Below are 17,593 nucleotides of genomic sequence, written 5' to 3' on the forward strand. Positions count from 1 at the left end.
TGTCCAAGGTTCGTTACGAAATAATGTCGTTTGTACTTTTTAGAATGACTGCTGACCATCCTATTTGATATAGTGGTGATTAACTATACCCCAGCTACGAATTACACAGAGGAGTGAACCCCCTTTTGAAGAGTCTACGACTCCGCATTACATTTGTATTTTCTATCATCGTATTATTATCCGGCACATTCTTAAGCTATCGAGTTTATACCTCCTCAGTAAATCTCATCAGTCTTTCTCTTGGTGAGCAAGCCAAAAGCATTGCTGAATCCGCTTTAAGACAAATTGAAATCGAGAAATATCAAGAGATAACTCCGGAGAAAGGAGAGACCGAATACTATAAGGAGCTTCGTCAGAAGCTGAATCAAATTCGTGAGGCCAACAATTTAAAATATTTGTACACCATGCAGGAACGCAGGAAAGACAATGGCTCTGAATATATCTTTATTGTGGACGGTATGCCGTTGGAAACGAAAGAAGGGGATTTCTCCCCGATCGGGACCGTTGAGGAAAATGTTGATAGCATGCAGCTCGCTGCATTTTCTGAAGGCGTTACCAAAATCGGTGCGCTTACCGAGGATGACCCTTATGGGGCGCTAGTATCCGCCTATGTTCCGATTAAGAACGCCTCCGGCGCACAGATCGGAATTATTGGAGCAGATTTTGACGCTTCATCTGTATATGATCTGATGAAAGAAAACAAAAGAAATACAATTCTAATGATCGCGGTCATTTTACTGATCTCGGTTATAATTACGTATATTTTTTCCCGAATGATTGTGTCTCCGGTCTTGCGCTTAACCCGTGAAGTTCAGAAGGTACAGGAGGGGGAATTGAGACAATGGGACGGCGTGGTGAGAAAGGATGAGATCGGCCGATTGTCTGAGGCATTCCGCAAAATGGTTGCTGTTCTACGGGAAATGATCCTGGAAGTTCAAAGCAGTGTTCAGGATTTGCGCCAATCGGCTCGTGTGCATGCGGAAAGTACGGAGGCATCCAACGTTATGAGTCAGAGGATTACGGCGTACCTGGGGCAAGCAGCGGAGGCGGCGGAGAATCAGGTAAAGTGCAGTGAAGAGACCGTAAGAACGATAGGAGAGGTCGAAACCGAGATTCAGCGAGTGGCGGCTTCTCTATCCATCGCGGCAGATGCAGCTAATGAGGTTACGGTGGCGGCCAGAAACGGAAACGAGTTCGTACAGCAGGCGGTTCACCAAATGAGTTCTATCCAAGCATCCGGACTGGAGATGGCTAAAGATATTCAGCATTTGGCTGATCAATCGAGCCGCGTTAGTCAAATTACATTGGCCATCCGGGAAATTTCGGCGCAGACCCATTTGCTCTCCCTCAATGCGGCTATTGAGGCGGCTAGAGCTGGCGAGCATGGCCAAGGCTTTGCGGTTGTAGCCGACCAGATTAGAAAGCTGGCAGCGCAGTCGGAGGAATCGGCAGTAAGGATTAGCGAATTGATTGAGTCGATCCTCGGCAGCACAGATCGGGTTGTGCGGGGAGTTGAGGCGGAAACGAAGGAAATCGATCTGGGGCGGGCTATCGTGGAGAAGGCAGGCGGGGCGTTTGCCCAAATCGTGAACGAGGTTCAAAAGGTAGCGGGACAGGTACAAGAGGTTTCGGCGGTGTCTCAGCAAATCGCGGCCGGAGCGGAGCAGGTGCTCGCCTCGGCGGATGAAACGGACCGTTTGACCAGGCTTACATCGGAACAGTTCCAGGGTATCTCGAAAGCATCGGAGGAGCAATTGGCTGCTTTGCAGCAAATATCAAGTTCTATGGAGCAATTGAACCGGATGTCCGAGCGCCTGGAACACCTGATATCTAAGTTTAGCTTGTGATGAACAGCGTTAGGTAGAGCCCAAGCAGCGTCATAAACAGGATAGGAATCGTTAAGACAATCCCTGTTTTAAAATAAGTTCCCCATGAAATACGGACGTCTTTTTTGGATAACACGTGCAGCCATACTAGAGTGGCCAGCGAACCGATCGGGGTAATTTTTGGTCCAAGGTCAGCCCCGATCACGTTCCCGTAAATGAGCGCCTCCCGGACTGCACCGGAGGTGTCCGTGTCTGCGATACCGAGTACGCCGGTCATCACTGCAGGCAGATTATTCATGATCGAAGACAGGAATGCCGAGGTGTAGCCCATAAACATGGTAGCCACAAATTGACCCTGCTCGGAGGCCGCCTGAATTAGTGCCGCTAAAACCTGGGTCAGCCCCGCGTTCCCGAGTCCATAGACGACGACATACATCCCGACAGAGAAAAATACGATGCTCCACGGCGCTCCTTTGATCACCGCATTCGTATCGACCGCTTTGCTTTTTCTCGCCATAAGGACAAAGATCAGTGCAACCGTATCCGCGAACAGGGAAACCGGGATGTGGAGCATTTCACTGACAAAATAGCCGATGAGCAAAATTCCGATCATCCACCAGGACAGGCGGAACATTTTAGGGTCTCGAATCGCCTCAGTGGGCCGCTTCAGCTTGGACAAGTCATAGGTCCGAGGAATGCTCTTTCTGAAATAGATCAGTAGGACGACAATCGTGGCGACTAGTGAAAAGAGGTTAGGAATGATCATCCTGGAGGCATATTTCACAAATCCAATGTGAAAATAATCTGCAGAAACAAGGTTTACCAGATTGCTGACTACAAACGGCAGAGAGGTTGTGTCCGCGATAAACCCGCTAGCTATTATGAACGGGAAAATCATTTTTTCCTCGAAATTCAAATGACGCACCATGGCAAGTACAATCGGCGTCAAAATCAACGCAGCCCCGTCGTTGGCAAAAAAGGCCGAAACAATCGCACCAAGCACGCTCACATAGACGAACATCCGGATCCCGCTTGTTTTCGCCGCCCGCGCCATATGCAAGGCCGCCCATTCGAACAAACCAATCTCATCTAGGATGAGAGAAATGATGATAATCGCGATAAAAGTTAAAGTGGCATTCCACGTAATATGGACCACTTCTAATACATCGCTGTATCCTACAACGCCTACCAGCAGGGCAAGAATGGCCCCTCCGCAGGCAGACCAGCCTATGCCGAGTCCTCTCGGCTGCCAAATCACGAATGTCAATGTCACCGTAAAAATGATAAATGCTGCAATGATGTCAAAATGCAATGCTGACCCTCCAAACTAGCTTGTACATCTCGTAAAGCCGTATCGCGAAATTAATGAACCGCCTATCATTGTCTCACGCATTGCGAGATTTGTATATTGAACAGGGCCATTAAAATTTTGACAATATAACCAAATGGATGCCACAAACAGCGAACTTCCTAAAAACCACCACGGAGCAAGAAAATATTCGCCATATTCACTTTTTTGTGAGTAGAAATCATGAGCCGTTAATTAGCTACCTGGGCCTGTTTGGCGAAGATGCCTATGTGAAGCCGACGATAGAACTGCATTACGACTATTTCAAGATCCCGATCTTTACGGAAGAGGACATGATGGAGGAAATCGGCCGCGCTAATTGTATTTTGTGCAGCTAATTTTCCGCTTTTCTGCGGTGGGAGACGAGTAAATGTAAAAAGTGCATCTAAATATGCCCCATTTGGTAGATAGACATGATTTGGACGGTTTTAAATGTACTTTTTACAACTATTCCCGTGCGACAGGAAACCTTGATCAAAATAAATGTACAATTTACAACTAATCACCGAACTATAAACAAATGTTGATCGAACGTTTTTCTTTATTCTCGCATGATGTTTTTCGTAACCTAAACGAGTCTTTTCCGTATAACATATGAATATGAACCACAGCGTTACACCATACAAAAAGCAGAGGAAAATCGCCTTATGAATGAGACTCTTATCACCCATCCCGATACATGCTATAGGCTGGCCGAACAGAAAGCGGCTCGGTATTTTGCTGCGCTTTTCGAGCAGGTTAAGGAAAAAACGTATGTGTCTACGTTAAGCAACGATTTTCAGGTGTGGAAGGACAAACATGTTTATGCTCATTCATGGTTATCCTTTTTGCTGCGCGGCAAGAAAAAGCCGGATTCCCGGGATTATGCAAAATATATCGGCTGGATGAGCGACGCCGGCAAGCTGGACGACTATTTGGATCGCAGCATTTCCTACATATATATGCGGGATTTGGGCAAAGCCCTCGACTCCCCGGATACGCAGGCCCGGATTCGGCAGGTGGTTGCAGATTTAAAGAAGGATCTGCTCCAATCCACCACCGGCAAAAAATCAGCGGACTCGCTCGACTTTCTGAGCCTGGCAGGACTTTACCGTTGGGCCCAGAAGGAGGGGATAGAAGCGACCGTCATTTGGCTGATGAACAAGCTGAAGGGCGTATCGACCCACATTCCCGAATCGATGAACCCGGAGCAGGCCCAGCGCAAGCTGCTTAAAATCATCGTCGGCGTTGTGCTCCATGTCACGGAGGAGACGGATGGCCGCGTACCGCCTGCGGAACGTACCCAAAAACTCGATGAAGCAATCCGTCTTGGCTACTCCTACGGCTTGACCTACCCCTACATTGACGATCTCCTCGATTCCAAGGTGCTGTCCGATTCGGAAAAGGAGCAGTATTCGGAGTTGATTCGCACTGCGCTGGTTACAGGGGTTGTGCCTGACTTGGGTTCATGGGTAAGAAGCGATAACATGGAGCTGATTCGGTACATCCATGCGGAGCTGGGCGAAGCATTTGAGTATATTAAGAACCACCAGCGGCCGGATACGCAGCAGACATTTTTCGAGCAGTCTTACGTATTTTTCAAGTCTCAGGATATGGACCGTGTGAAGAAAATCGACCATCCGCACTACACCAATGAAGAGCTCTACATCCCCATTATTTTAAAGTCCTCCTGTTCACGGCTCATCGCCCGCTCTGTCATTAGCGCCCCTGAGGATGAGGGCTTTGACGATCGGACGTTCTATTACGGCATTTATAATCAGTTGGCCGACGATTTTGCCGATATGTTTGACGACAGCCTGGATGGCGCGGTTACGCCTTATACGTATTACCTGAAATATCATGAGCAGCGTCCCGACCTGATCAACCCCTTTGAACTATATTGGGCGGTGATTTCTCACCTGATCCATGACGTGTACCGCTCGGATGCCAAGACCCGGGAGGTTATGCTGGACCGGGCCATCAATGGATTAAAGCGGGCTAAGGTGCGCCTAGGCTCGGAACAGTATGCGAAAATTATGGCTACCTTTACTGCCGAGGTTCCCGATTTCAACCGGCTTGTGCAGCAAATGGTGAACAAGGCGGACGATGTTGATTTTTTCGACAAACTGCTGCGTGATCAGCTGCTGACCGTTCTAAAGAATGATCGGAAGGAAAAGGATGCTTTTCTGGATACGGTCGAAGCGGTGCGCCACGAAATCAACCGAGCCTTGCCTATCCCTAAGGCTGACGGAATATTACCCATGAAGGAGCCGCTGATCGACGCGGCCAATTACAGCCTCGAAGGAGACGGGAAGCGGCTGCGACCGGTGCTTGCCTGGGTGATGGGCGTCCATGAATACGGACTGGAACCGTCCGCCGTTATGCCGCTCTTGAAATCGCTGGAATATTTGCATACTGCATCGCTTATTTTTGACGACTTGCCATCCCAGGACAATGCGTCCACTCGGAGGGGACGCCCCACCCTGCATCAGGTGCATAATAGCGCTACTGCGGAGCTGACTGGCCTGTTCCTGATTCAAAAGGGGATTCAGGAGCAGACTTCGTTGGCCCGGTTTGATGCTAGAGTTGTACTCGACCTCATGCAGTATTCGGCTGAAAAGGCGGAGGAGATGTGTATGGGGCAGGCAATGGACCTGCAATCCCGCGGGAAGGCTTTAAATTTGGAGCAGCTGAACACGATCTGTTTTTATAAGACTGGGATCGCTTTCGAAGCTTCTCTGGTGATGCCGGCCATCCTCGCCCGGGCGAATGAGCGGGAAATTAGCGGGCTGAAGAAATTCGCCTACCACGCCGGAATTGCTTTTCAAATTAAGGACGACCTGCTTGATTTTGAGGGGGATGTGCTGCTGCTCGGGAAGCCTGTCGGCAAAGATGCGCAGAACAACAACTCCACGTTTGTTTCCATCCTGGGTGAAGAAAACGCCAAGAAACAGATGTGGGAACACTACTGCCTGGCTATGGAAGCACTGAAGGATATGCCGCGTAGCCCCGTTTTTCTGAAGCATTTGTTGAACTATATTGTGCATCGGGATCGGTAGAGCGGGTTGACCCCGTAGGCATAAAAACCGCAGTATTATGTTACTTTTTGTGAAATTCGTGCATGTTTTATCCGATACACATTTGGTATAATTTTGGTTGATCATGACAATTTGGAGGTAATCCGTTTGAGCGCACAATTTGGTGTTCCACTGAAAGGCTTCGCTGAACTGAGCAGAAAAGTAGCATCGGAAGGTGCTGTTTTGTTAAAAAATGAGGGACAAGCGCTTCCTCTTCAATCTGGAGAAACCGTATCGGTCTTCGGGAGAACTCAAGTCAACTACTACCGCAGTGGTACGGGCTCGGGCGGCAGTGTCCACGTTCCATACACGACGAATTTGCTGGACGGGCTGCGCGCCAAGAAGAACATCTCCGTCAACGAAGAGCTGGCTGGGGTTTACGAGAAATGGATCGAGCAAAATCCGTTTGACAACGGCGGGGGCGGCTGGGCTGCCGAACCTTGGCATCAGAAGGAAATGCCGCTGACGGACGAGCTGGTGGCTGCGGCCAGAAGCAATTCCAGCAAGGCAGTCGTTGTGATCGGACGCACGGCTGGGGAAGATCAGGACAATGCGGCTAAGCCGGGCAGCTATTTATTGACCGATGATGAAAAAGCAATGATAACGCAGGTAACGGCTCATTTTGAACAGACTGTCGTTGTGCTAAACGTCTCGAATATTATCGATATGAGCTGGGTCAACGACGAAGGCTACAAAAATCCGATCCCATGTATCATCTATTCATGGCATGGCGGCATGGAGGGCGGCAATGCGATTGCCGACGTGCTGGTTGGCGAGGTGACTCCAAGCGGGAAGTTGACCGACACGATCGCTTACTCGATCGACGATTATCCATCGACTCGCAACTATGGCAATGAGTTCAAAAACTTTTACCAGGAAGACATATATGTCGGGTATCGGTACTTTGAGACATTTTGCCCGGACAAGGTGCAGTATGAGTTTGGGTACGGGATCTCTTATACCGAGTTCAAGGTTGAGCCGGAGGAAGCCAAGCTCGTTGCCAAAGATGGGGAGAAGCATTTTGAAATCGGCGTAACGGTGCAAAATATCGGAACAACCTATGCAGGCAAAGAGGTCGTTCAGGTGTATGTTGAAGCGCCGCAAGGGAAGCTGGGGCAGCCGGCGAGAGTGCTCGCGGCTTTCGGTAAGACCGGCCTTCTTCAACCGGGGGAATCGGAACGCTTAACGATTAGCTTTCCCGTGAAGGCGATGGCTTCTTATGATGACGGCGGCGTGACAGGACATCGTTCGGCTTATGTCTTGGAAGCCGGGACTTATTATCTGTATGCAGGAACCAGCGTCAAACGGCTCGATAAAATCAGCGCTGACGGTCAGGAAGGCTTTGTGGTGAAGGAGCTTGAAGTCGTTCAGCAGCTGGAAGAGGCGATGGCGCCGACGGAAAGCTTTACGAGATTGAAGCCGGGTGCCCGGAAGTCCGACGGCACCTATGAGGAAACCTTTGTAGAGGTGCCGAAACAGACGGTATCGATGGCGGAGCGCATTGAGGGTCGTCTTCCGAAAATGTTGAAGCAAACCGGTGATCGTGGATATAAGCTGCGTGACGTGTATGACGGAAAAGTCAGCATGGAGGATTTTATCGCTCAATTATCCGACCAGGATCTGGCGGCGATCGTGAGAGGCGAGGGCATGAGCAGTCCGCTCGCGACCCCGGGTACGGCTTCGGCTTTTGGCGGAGTTAGCGATCAATTGCTGAGCTACGGCATTCCGGTAGCTTGTACATCGGACGGCCCGTCCGGTATTCGGATGGACAGCGGACATCAGGCGACACAGGTTGCAATTGGCACCTTGCTGGCCGCTACCTGGAACGCGGAGCTGGTCGAAGAGCTTTATGTAATGGAAGGCCAGGAGCTGCTGAGCAACCAAATCGACGCTCTGCTTGGACCGGGGCTGAACATTCGGCGCAGTCCGCTCAACGGGCGGAACTTTGAGTATTTTTCCGAGGATCCGCTGATTACCGGGGCATTTGCTTCGGCCTGCGTACGCGGCATGATGAAGGGCGGCTCGAACGGAACGCTGAAGCATTTTGCCTGCAACAACCAGGAGAAGCACCGGAGTCAGGTCGATGCGGTCGTTTCGGAACGGGCCCTACGGGAAATTTACCTGAAAGGCTTTGAAATTGCCGTAAAAGAGGGCGGGGCCAACTCGGTCATGACCTCCTACAACCCGATCAACGGGCATTGGGCGGCCTCTAACTATGATTTGAACACGACAATTCTACGCAAGGAATGGGGCTTTAAGGGCATCGTAATGACGGACTGGTGGGCCCGCATGAACGATTGCGTTCATGGAGGAACCGCGGATGCGAAGTTTACAAACTGGATGGTTCGGGCGCAAAACGATCTTTACATGGTCATTGCCAACTACGGCGCGGAAGTGAATGTGCTGGGGGACAATACGCTGGACTCTTTGGAAAATGGCACGCTCACCCGCGGTGAACTGCAGCGGAATGCGATGAACATTTGCCAATTCCTCATGCGTGCACCGGTCTTCTCCAGAGATGAACTGGTGTTGGAAGCCGTAAACAAGTTCGCTGCGAAACCGTCACTATCGGCTGATAAGGCGCAATCCTTGTCCGAGGACGCGCAGGTGAAGACGGCGACGGCTGAAAAGACGCTGGTGAAGGTAGATCAGGCCGGCGAATATCGGATCTTCGCCCACGTGATGTCTCCGGATGACCAATTGGCCCAAAGCGCATGCAATTTGCTGCTGAACGGGGAAACGGTGACGACGATTCAAACGAACGGAACCGATGGGAAATGGATCAAGCGGAAGCTGGTGAAGGTCGAGCTGGAGGCCGGACTGTATGAGATGGGGCTTGAGTTCATCAAGCCGGGGCTGCAGGTCGAGTGGGTTGAGTTTAAGCAGGTATAAATTTGAAAGTAAACCTGCGGCTCAGCATGAACATCGAAAGTGAATAACGAGCTCGGGCCGCGCTTGTCCGCCATTTGTCATTAGGAATGGATGAGAAGGAAGACAAGTGGCTCCCAAATGCGGACGTAAACTCCCTCCGCTTCGTTATTCTCTTTCTGGCAGCAGAAATCAAGACAAAAAGTCGCGAGACGATGGGGGAAATATCTTTCCCCCTCTCTCGCTTTTTTTGTATGGTAAAGGAAGAACAAGACCAAGCCTTAGCACTGTGCTTTTGCAACTCAGATCAAATATAGGAATGGCCCGCTTGTTATGATCAAATCGAAAGGAGGAGGACCTCATGTATGAGTGGAATCACATGGTTCAGCTGATGATCGATTGGGTGGACAATAATTTAACTCAGGCCCCGTCCCTGCTAAAGATGTCTGAGCAGCTTGGGTATTCGCCGTATTACTGCTCAAGGCAATTCAACGCGCTGACGGGGATGACCTTGCGGGACTATATCTGGAATCGCCGGATCAGCCGTGCTGCTCTGGAGCTCCGCGACACGGGTGAACGCGTGCTGGATATCGCGGTGAAGTACGGATTTTCTTCACAGGAGGCTTTTACCCGGGCATTTGTGAAGGCCTTTGACGTAACTCCAAACGCTTACCGCAAAGACCCGCGACCCATTCGATTAGCTATTCATGCGGAGGTATTCTCCCCTTATCACTATTTGATGAAGGAGCGGGATCAGATGCGTCAAGTTCATATGCAGCCGGCGGAGATCAAGATCGAGACTATTCCAGCACATAAGTTTATTGGTATTTGGGATATCACCTCGCAAAACTATGGAGACTTTTGGAACCACGGGCACAACTGCGATGATATTTGCGGTACGCTTGAGAGCATGTCCAACGTTATACTGTCAGGGCAGCTTAACCAGACCGCAGGATGGTTCTATCAGAACGGACAAAAGGGATACTTGTATGGGATTCCTGTACCGGTCGATTATGATGGAGAAATTCCGGCGGGTATGGAGTGTCGGGAAATCCCCGAATCCGAGTATATCGTGTTCTATCATCCGCCCTTTGACTATTTGAAGGATAACGGAGCCGTGATGGCTACGGTTGAGGAGGTAGCCTGGGATTTTGACCCGAGCCATATGGGCTACGCCTGGGACGAAGAGATCAAGCAGGATTATCAGCGACATTTTCCCGAGGGGTATGGATACGCTGTGCTCCGGCCTGTGAAAAAGTTAGCACAGTCATAGAGAAATACGAAAAGCACCGATAGGGACAAACCCGTATTGGTGCTTTTTTTGAAGGTAAAGCGCTATACTGGTGGGTTGATGGTGGAGACGGAATAGAATATTAGCGATGATGAAGAAGGTGCAGCTGAAGGCGCGCATAAAGTCATAAGTCGGCTTGGGGCCGAGTCTAACTGTATTTAGTACATCTATTTTTCGCTATTTCTAGGTTAGAGAGAAAATAGATGCATAAAGTACATCTAAACGGGCTTGGTATGTCGGTCGACACGAGGTATGGCACTTTTAGATGCACTTTCTGCAATTAAATCGGAAGAATCCGAAAAATTGAGCAAATTAGATGCACTTTTTACATTTAGATGGTGCGTGTACAGATCGCCGCAGCGCAATGGGGACGATGGTGCGTGTACAGATCGCCGCAGCGCAATGGGGACGATGGTGCGTGTACAGATCGCTGCAGCACAACGGGCACAATGGTGCCGTGTACGGTACGTGTGCAGAGGCCGAACGGATCGTTCCAATGCACCGCGCACTTGAAACTGTCACACCGCCGCCGACTTCTCCAGCGTAATAAATCGGCTGAATCCCCCGCCCAAAGCGAGGAGATCCTCCAGGCTTCCCATTTCCGCGATCCGGCCGTTCTCCATATAAATGATTTCATCGTACATCATCAATATATCCGGGTTCATATTATGCGTAATCGTAATCAGGGTCAGTCCCGGAAGGCTGAGCAACTTGCTTTCAATTTCAAAGGCGGTCTGCATATCGATGGCCGATGTTCCTTCATCCAGAACCAGGATCGGCTTGTTACGGATCAGCGCCCGAGCGACGGCAATTCTTTGCCGTTGACCTCCGGACAGGCTGGAGCCATTTTCGCTGACCGGGGTGTGCAGGCCCTGCGGCATTTGCAGCAGGAACTTGTTTACTCCGCTCCTTTGGATCGCCGATTGTATCGCCTCCTCGGAAAAGTCCTCGTCCAGGCAGATATTTTGCAAAATGTCCGTATCGAACATATACACATTTTGATGGATCGTCGAGACCATCTGCTGCAGCCGTTCCACATCGAGCTGTTTGAGCTCTACATCATCATAGGAAATCATCCCGTTATATCCTTCATAACAGCCGGTCAGCAGCTTCACTAGTGTCGATTTTCCGCACCCGCTTTGCCCGACCAGCGCGTATTTTTTACCCTTATGCAAGGTGAGCTCAATGTCCAGCAGCACATCCTTCTTGTCATCGTAGGCAAAGCTCAACTGGCTGACCTTCAAATTATCCTGAAACGTAGGCTCCAGCACGCCTTGAAACGAATGATCCTTATAATCCGCCAGTGCATTGATCCGATCAACCACCGGCTTCACGCCTTGGATTTTCGGCAGGCTCTGCATGATGATTAGCACGGGTCCGACAAAGCCATTGCTCAGTTGAACTAGAGCGACAAGGCTTCCTGCCGATAAATGACCGGTAATAATCAAATAAGCAGCGATAAAAATAACGGAAAACTGCGTTAAAATACCCAGGATCTCCGAGACGCTTTCGTTCATCGCCAGCAGTCGATCGGCGGCAAACCGGGTATTTGCGGCTGCTGCATTTTCCTGACCAAATTTGCGATCGGCGTGTTTGCCCAATGCGAATGACTTGATGACCTCATAGCCGGACAATAAGTCCTTTAGCTTCAAGGTGAAGACGGACATTTGTTCGGATACGGCGTTTTGTTTATTTTGCAGCGCACTACCGAACAAAGAGGGAACAACAAACATGAGCACCGTGCACACAATCAGAATTCCGGTAACCAAAGGACTAATAAACAGCATGATGGCAAGGGAAAATACAAAGATCACTATGTTTTGCAGTGTGAGCAGCAGGGGGTTAATGTAGTTTTCTTCGATCAGTTTGATATCGTTGGACAGCGCGGATAAATAATCTGCGGTATTGGTTGTAGAGAAGGCTTCAAAATTCCTTCTGAATACACCGCGAAATACCTGATCCCGTATGACAATCGTCCAATTTCGAATTAATGCTTTGCTGGATATCGCATAAATATAGCTGAGGAGGCCTAGCAGTAGAACATAACCAATCGAGAAGAATAGGGTTTGCCAAAAAAGCTCCATATTACCCTGAATAGCGGCATCGATAATCCGTTGCAAAAGAATAGCGATGAGCACACTTGCGGCCGAAACGATGATGCTGAATAGGACTGTCACCGCGATCAGCCATCTATTTTTCCTTAGAGCCTGTTTCATGAGTCACCCTCCAGTATTAGATCGTATTCTAATTTGTGAGATGAATATATCACATAAATAAAATAAATGTCAAATGTATAAGATAATAATCTAATTCTATTCATAAAAAAACTTCCCGCAAGCAGGCTTGCCGGGAAGTTGAATACTTGCGAGCTACAGCAAAAATTGCTCAAGCTCATGCAGGAATTGTTTGATGTTGTCCTGGTCCAGATGATAATACACTTTTCCGTTCTTTTTCTCTATCGTGACCAATCCGCAAGCCAGCAGCACATTCATATGGTGGGACATCGTTGCGGCGGTCAGACCAAGCTGCTCGGCGATTTCCAGATTATATTTCGGACTGACCTTAAGCGAAGCCAGAATTTGCAGCTTGCTGTTATCGCCCATCGCCTTTAATTTAATGAGCAGCAAATCGAGGGAGGGAGCGCCGGTTTTCCGAGTTATGGGCAAAAAATCTACAAGGAGGCCGCAATAACAGCGTTTCATGAACACGACCTGAGCTAGCGGCATAATTAAGGATGGATGTACGATAGGTTCATCGGTAAACATACCGACCAGCTTGAAAAACTGATCGTCCTGTTGTTTTTGCACCGACTCCGTATATTTATGAATCAGCTTGTCCAGAGGTTTCTGAACGTCCTGTTTCGCTTGCTCAAAAGCCGGAAGGTTGCTGTGAACAATGGCGACCAGCTGCTGAATATACCTGCGCGGGTGCTGCAGCACGGCCATCAGCTTCCATTTCATGCCTACTTCAAACGGGCACTTGTCTAAAAAAGCGACGATTTGGTCTAAAGTTTGGATGTTTTCGGGCGAAAGCTCCTTTGGAAGGTCTTTTTGAATGTCCTCATCTCTGGCGAGCATCTTTAGAATTTCCAACCGGGCGGTATCCCCCTTGATCTTCTCAGGTGCAGCCAGCCATCTAGCGTTCTCACTGAGGATCGAATGGAGAAGGTGGAAAAACATGTCGTCTTCATCATTGAAAAAGAACTCGGCTCGTTCATCCCACTGTCTTCCTTTTACGAAGGAATGAATATATTTGTCCACCAGCTTCAGGTGCTTATTGTAAAAGGCTTCCCCGTCCATTCCAAACTCGCCTAACTCCGTAATCATGTCGCGTTTGTATTTGTCCCCGCGCAAGCTTACATACAGCAGCCCCATCGTTTCAAAGACCGGGTCCAGCTCGGTTTGAATGTTAAGTTTCATGTTTATGGCGCCTCCATGCTCCATCTCATTTGGTCATTATCTAATTCATTATATTTGCATAAAACTTAAGGTTCAAGTAGCCAAACTGCAAAAAGGCCCCTTTCCTCCTATATAGAAGAAAAGGGGCTAATAGAAACTTAGGTGTTATTAATAAATAGCGATTTTTTCCAGCCAGTAGTCTGTTTGTTTATATGGAATAGAGTAGGAAACTTGAACATCTAAAGAAGAAAAGGCATCAAAACCTTTAGGCCGAACTGAATATTGGACATTTCCTGTAATATCACTTTTATAAGTAGAACTGATTTCTACATCAGAGACAGTCATGGAATTAATGGCATCCGCCCACTTCGAAAGGATGTCTTTTTTGTTTGCATTTCGCATGCCTTCTACTTTTTTATGTAGATTTTCTATTGAACCCTTAGGGCCATCCCAAAAATGAGAGGTACCAGGGTTACCGATAGAAGCATTTACAAAGCTATCGAGGCTGGCATAATCTTCTGTTTTAACAGCATCCGCGAAAGCTTTGAAAAAGGCCAAGGCATATTCTTTATTTTGAGAGGCAAATTTGTCCTTGTTAAAATCAGAGGATATTTTGGAAGGAAAACCGCCTGATACTGTATGTTCAGTGTTTTTGCTCTCTGTCTTTGGAGTTTCTGTAGAAGGCGTAGGAGCTGGAACGTTAGTGGAGTTGTCTTTGCTTGGAATTCCAGCATCAGATGCCGCACTATCAGTAGATATCTCGATAGTTTGTGTACCATTATTCCATTTTACTGTAGCGCCAAGGGCTTCGGCGAGGGCTTTAGCAGATACATAACTATGGCCATCATAAACCAATGGATACATAGGTGAGCCTTCGCTATAAATATTGATTGCTTTTCCATTTACCTCGATTTGAATATTCGAGTTTTGGTAAGCGGTTACTTTTTTTAGCGCAGAACTTGCATAGGCAACCGCTCCAACAGCAATGACCATAGATAAAGCAGTGGTAGAGATTAAGATTTTAGCAGATAGCTTTTTCATAATAACACCCCGTTAACTATAGAATGTGCATAAACAAAGTAGTTCCTTAGTAATAGGGAATTACCCGCGCTTTTGGAATATGCGTTGTTTGATTATGCAACTTTCACGATACAGGAAAATTATGCCATGGTCAATATAATATATAATTCTTTAGTAGGATTATCATTTTGGATAGAATAAGCCAAAGGAACTAACTAGATTAATTCTTTGTTACTATACACTATTAACAGATACATGAAGACAAAAAAAGCCGCCTAGAAAGGTCAAAGGTTTGACTCTCCAGGCAGCTTTTTTTCCATTACATATATTGCTGGGGCATTTGGTTCCCCATTTGCGTTGCGGTGCCATAAGCATCGAGGTAGGTATTCATCGTTTGATCCTTCAAGGTAGGCATTTGGTAGTAGCCTTTTTGGTTGGCATACTGGAAACACTCATAAGCCATATCGGCTGTCCGGTTGGCTCCGGTTTGCATCATTTGACGAAGCACGGGGTTAGCCATTTCCAGAGTGGCTTTCATCTTCATGGAAGCGGAATGCTTATGGCAGCTTAGCATGAAGCCAGCTACATCGGAATCATCAACCTGCTCATAGCTGGTATTCGGAGTTTGCGTTGGTGGTTGACGCAAACCGTACATTGGCTGGAAGTTTTGATTCATCTGCATTCCGCTCTGAGTCATCTGCATGCCCCCTTGGGTCAAGTGCTTCTGACCGCGGGCAGGCATTGCTTCGGAACCGCCTAATTGATGCGCAGTCTGAACCAGGTTGTTATATTCCATCGTCATCATTTGCATATGGTTGTTCATCATCGATTGCAGCTGAGGGTCTTTCGCATAGGGGCGGTAAAGCTGCATCGTGTTCAATCCGTTAATGCAATCGGACAAAATATCATGCAAATCCAATACTTCATGTGCGCCAAGTGTTTTATTCATGTTAGCCTCCATAGAGTTAGTTTTTGACAGACAGATTCATTTTTCTCCAGCATATCCCAATCTATGCATGAATCTTGTGTGAACTAACATCAATGTCTGTCAGTATATTCAAAAAAATGGCGTAACTTAAGCGCCAGCTTGATGTTGAAAAGGTCCTCTGTAGAATTTACGTCGCAGTGGAGTACTTTGCTTATGGCTGTAAGACGGGCACGCAAAGTGTTTTTATGAATAAACAGCTGTTTTTCGGTGGTGGTCTTTGAACAATTATTAGCCAGGTACAGCTCTATAGTCTCCAATAGCTGCGTGTGATACTTTTGGTCGTGCTCCATCAAAGGTGTGATATAAGTACCATAAAAGCTGCGCAAAAAGTGTGCATCCAGTTTCCCTTCATTGTCCATAAAGAATTTCAGTACCCCCAGGCTGCTGTAATAGCAAAATAGCTGGTTGCTTTTTATGGATAGAAGATAATTTGCAGTACGTTCGGCCTGAACAAATGCCTTCTTAATTTCATGTAAAGGCGTGGAATCGCTGACCCCAATGTATACTCGGGATAGATTTGTGGTTGTGAGGAATATGTTGCGCAGTTGCGACAATAATACGGCTAAATTTTCGGTAGGATAAGGGATAAGCAGAATTTGAGAATTGGACTTTTCAAATACGAGAATATGGTTGCTGTTGCTGATTTGTCGCTCCGCCATCTCATGGAACTGACCCAGCCGGCTATTTTGCTGTACAAATGAGTCGATATTTCCAAACTCCTCATACAGGAATTGCACCACATAATATTTGCGGTGTATTTTTTTGCCTGTAGGGGCCAAAAGTGCCTCTGCGCGCGCCTGAGTAAGATTGCTCTCCTGCAGAAGCTGATCCATTAACAGTCCATTGAAACGGCGTGTGGCATTGCTGATCTCAATCAACTTCGTGGAATGCAAAGCAACAATCAGCCCCAATTGTTGAATTTTGACGATTTCGGTTGGTGGGAGCTCGGAGATACTTTCATCCAATGCCAGCACAACATAACCGTATTTGGTATGCTCCAATGAAACTGGGTAAAACAGCAGCTTTAGATGCAGAGAGCGGAGCGATTTACTCGTATATGAATAGATGGGAATAATGCTGTTATCGTCTAATGTCTGAAAATGAATCTCGGAGTACTGCAGCAGATCCTGAGTGATGTTGCGCGTGTACTCTTTCCAATCAAAATTGCTGGAAAAGCCGATCAAATATAAGTCGTTATCCATGATGGCATGGCTAAGCCCGGTGGATTCATGCATTTTTGTACAAATTTCCGATAATGATACGCCATCGAGCATGGCACGCATCAACGTAAAGTGAATTTTTTGCCCTTCTTCAATCATTAGGTAAGGTTTGCGCACAATGTGCTTGAGAATAGGATTCATAATTTGACCCCAGTTGCAATAAGCCGGGGCCAGGATGACCGGGAAGCCTACTTCATCACAATATTCAAAAAGTTCCTGAGGAATCATGCGGGTAAACTTGTCCTTCGTCACTATACCTGCGATGCCCTTCCCCATCAATGCATCTACAAGCTTTCTTGAGAAGCATTGTTCAAACAGGACCCCTGCGATCACAAGTTCACCGCCATTCAGCCAATCCACGATCTCAGGAATATCCATAATCGTTACCGTTGTAATTTCACGGTCGAGTCCTGAGGAGCCTGCCTTCAACTGTGCCTCTTTTAGCTGTTCGATTGAAAGGGCGTCTCGTACAGAAATCATAAAACCCCCTCCTACTATGTTTCATAACAAAACAATACGCTGTGCTTGTGAATGTAAACGCATACAATATAGCATAGGTAGATTTGGAAATCAACGAT

Annotated in this window: 12 protein-coding genes; 6 read left to right on the top strand and 6 right to left on the bottom strand. The window is 47.8% G+C overall.

Annotated elements, in window-relative coordinates; genetic code table 11:
* The first annotated feature begins 125 nt into the window (after nucleotides 1-125).
* Nucleotides 126-1,847 (top strand): methyl-accepting chemotaxis protein, encoded by a 1,722-nt coding sequence (locus ACFQ3W_RS03675; RefSeq protein ID WP_379316725.1) that lies wholly within the window; start codon nucleotides 126-128, stop codon nucleotides 1,845-1,847.
* On the opposite strand, the gene ACFQ3W_RS03680 is transcribed toward ACFQ3W_RS03675, so the two are convergent.
* On the bottom strand, nucleotides 1,837-3,138 hold the full coding sequence (locus ACFQ3W_RS03680; RefSeq protein ID WP_379316727.1) for an arsenic transporter: 1,302 nt from the start codon (nucleotides 3,136-3,138) through the stop codon (nucleotides 1,837-1,839). The two genes, ACFQ3W_RS03675 and ACFQ3W_RS03680, sit on opposite strands and share 11 nt — an antisense overlap.
* 206 nt (nucleotides 3,139-3,344) lie before the next feature.
* Here ACFQ3W_RS03680 and ACFQ3W_RS03685 point away from each other — a divergent pair, with 206 nt between their 5' ends.
* The 5 genes from ACFQ3W_RS03685 to ACFQ3W_RS03705 all read left to right on the top strand — a co-directional run bounded on the left by ACFQ3W_RS03685 (nucleotide 3,345) and on the right by ACFQ3W_RS03705 (nucleotide 10,936).
* Nucleotides 3,345-3,512, top strand: a complete 168-nt coding sequence (locus ACFQ3W_RS03685; protein ID WP_379316729.1) for a hypothetical protein — start codon at nucleotides 3,345-3,347, stop codon at nucleotides 3,510-3,512.
* Between the two features lie 309 nt (nucleotides 3,513-3,821).
* Nucleotides 3,822-6,212 (top strand): polyprenyl synthetase family protein, encoded by a 2,391-nt coding sequence (locus ACFQ3W_RS03690; RefSeq protein WP_379316731.1) that lies wholly within the window; start codon nucleotides 3,822-3,824, stop codon nucleotides 6,210-6,212.
* Nucleotides 6,213-6,338: 126 nt separating this feature from the next.
* Nucleotides 6,339-9,122, top strand: a complete 2,784-nt coding sequence (locus ACFQ3W_RS03695; RefSeq protein ID WP_379316733.1) for a glycoside hydrolase family 3 C-terminal domain-containing protein — start codon at nucleotides 6,339-6,341, stop codon at nucleotides 9,120-9,122.
* A gap of 337 nt (nucleotides 9,123-9,459) precedes the next feature.
* Entirely contained in the window at nucleotides 9,460-10,371 is a 912-nt protein-coding gene (locus ACFQ3W_RS03700; RefSeq protein WP_379316735.1) for a helix-turn-helix domain-containing protein, read from the top strand.
* Between the two features lie 334 nt (nucleotides 10,372-10,705).
* Nucleotides 10,706-10,936: a hypothetical protein gene (locus ACFQ3W_RS03705; protein ID WP_379316737.1), complete on the top strand. Its 231-nt coding sequence runs from the start codon at nucleotides 10,706-10,708 to the stop codon at nucleotides 10,934-10,936.
* Here the strand turns inward: ACFQ3W_RS03705 and ACFQ3W_RS03710 are convergent.
* From ACFQ3W_RS03710 to ACFQ3W_RS03730, 5 genes are all read right to left on the bottom strand, one after another.
* On the bottom strand, nucleotides 10,908-12,605 hold the full coding sequence (locus ACFQ3W_RS03710) for an ABC transporter ATP-binding protein (RefSeq protein WP_379316739.1): 1,698 nt from the start codon (nucleotides 12,603-12,605) through the stop codon (nucleotides 10,908-10,910). The two genes, ACFQ3W_RS03705 and ACFQ3W_RS03710, sit on opposite strands and share 29 nt — an antisense overlap.
* 153 nt (nucleotides 12,606-12,758) lie before the next feature.
* Nucleotides 12,759-13,808 (bottom strand): ArsR/SmtB family transcription factor, encoded by a 1,050-nt coding sequence (locus ACFQ3W_RS03715; RefSeq protein ID WP_379316741.1) that lies wholly within the window; start codon nucleotides 13,806-13,808, stop codon nucleotides 12,759-12,761.
* 147 nt (nucleotides 13,809-13,955) lie between these two features.
* Entirely contained in the window at nucleotides 13,956-14,828 is an 873-nt protein-coding gene (locus tag ACFQ3W_RS03720) for a stalk domain-containing protein (RefSeq protein WP_379316743.1), read from the bottom strand.
* Nucleotides 14,829-15,126: 298 nt separating this feature from the next.
* Nucleotides 15,127-15,756, bottom strand: a complete 630-nt coding sequence (locus tag ACFQ3W_RS03725; RefSeq protein ID WP_379316745.1) for a spore coat protein — start codon at nucleotides 15,754-15,756, stop codon at nucleotides 15,127-15,129.
* Nucleotides 15,757-15,845: 89 nt separating this feature from the next.
* Nucleotides 15,846-17,495 carry a PucR family transcriptional regulator gene (locus tag ACFQ3W_RS03730; protein WP_379316747.1) on the bottom strand — a complete coding sequence of 550 codons (1,650 nt, stop codon included), beginning with the start codon at nucleotides 17,493-17,495 and terminating at the stop codon, nucleotides 15,846-15,848.
* Between the last annotated feature and the right edge of the window lie 98 nt (nucleotides 17,496-17,593).

Origin of the sequence: Paenibacillus puldeungensis, from assembly GCF_042678945.1 — a bacterium.
GTDB lineage: Bacteria > Bacillota > Bacilli > Paenibacillales > Paenibacillaceae > Fontibacillus > Fontibacillus puldeungensis.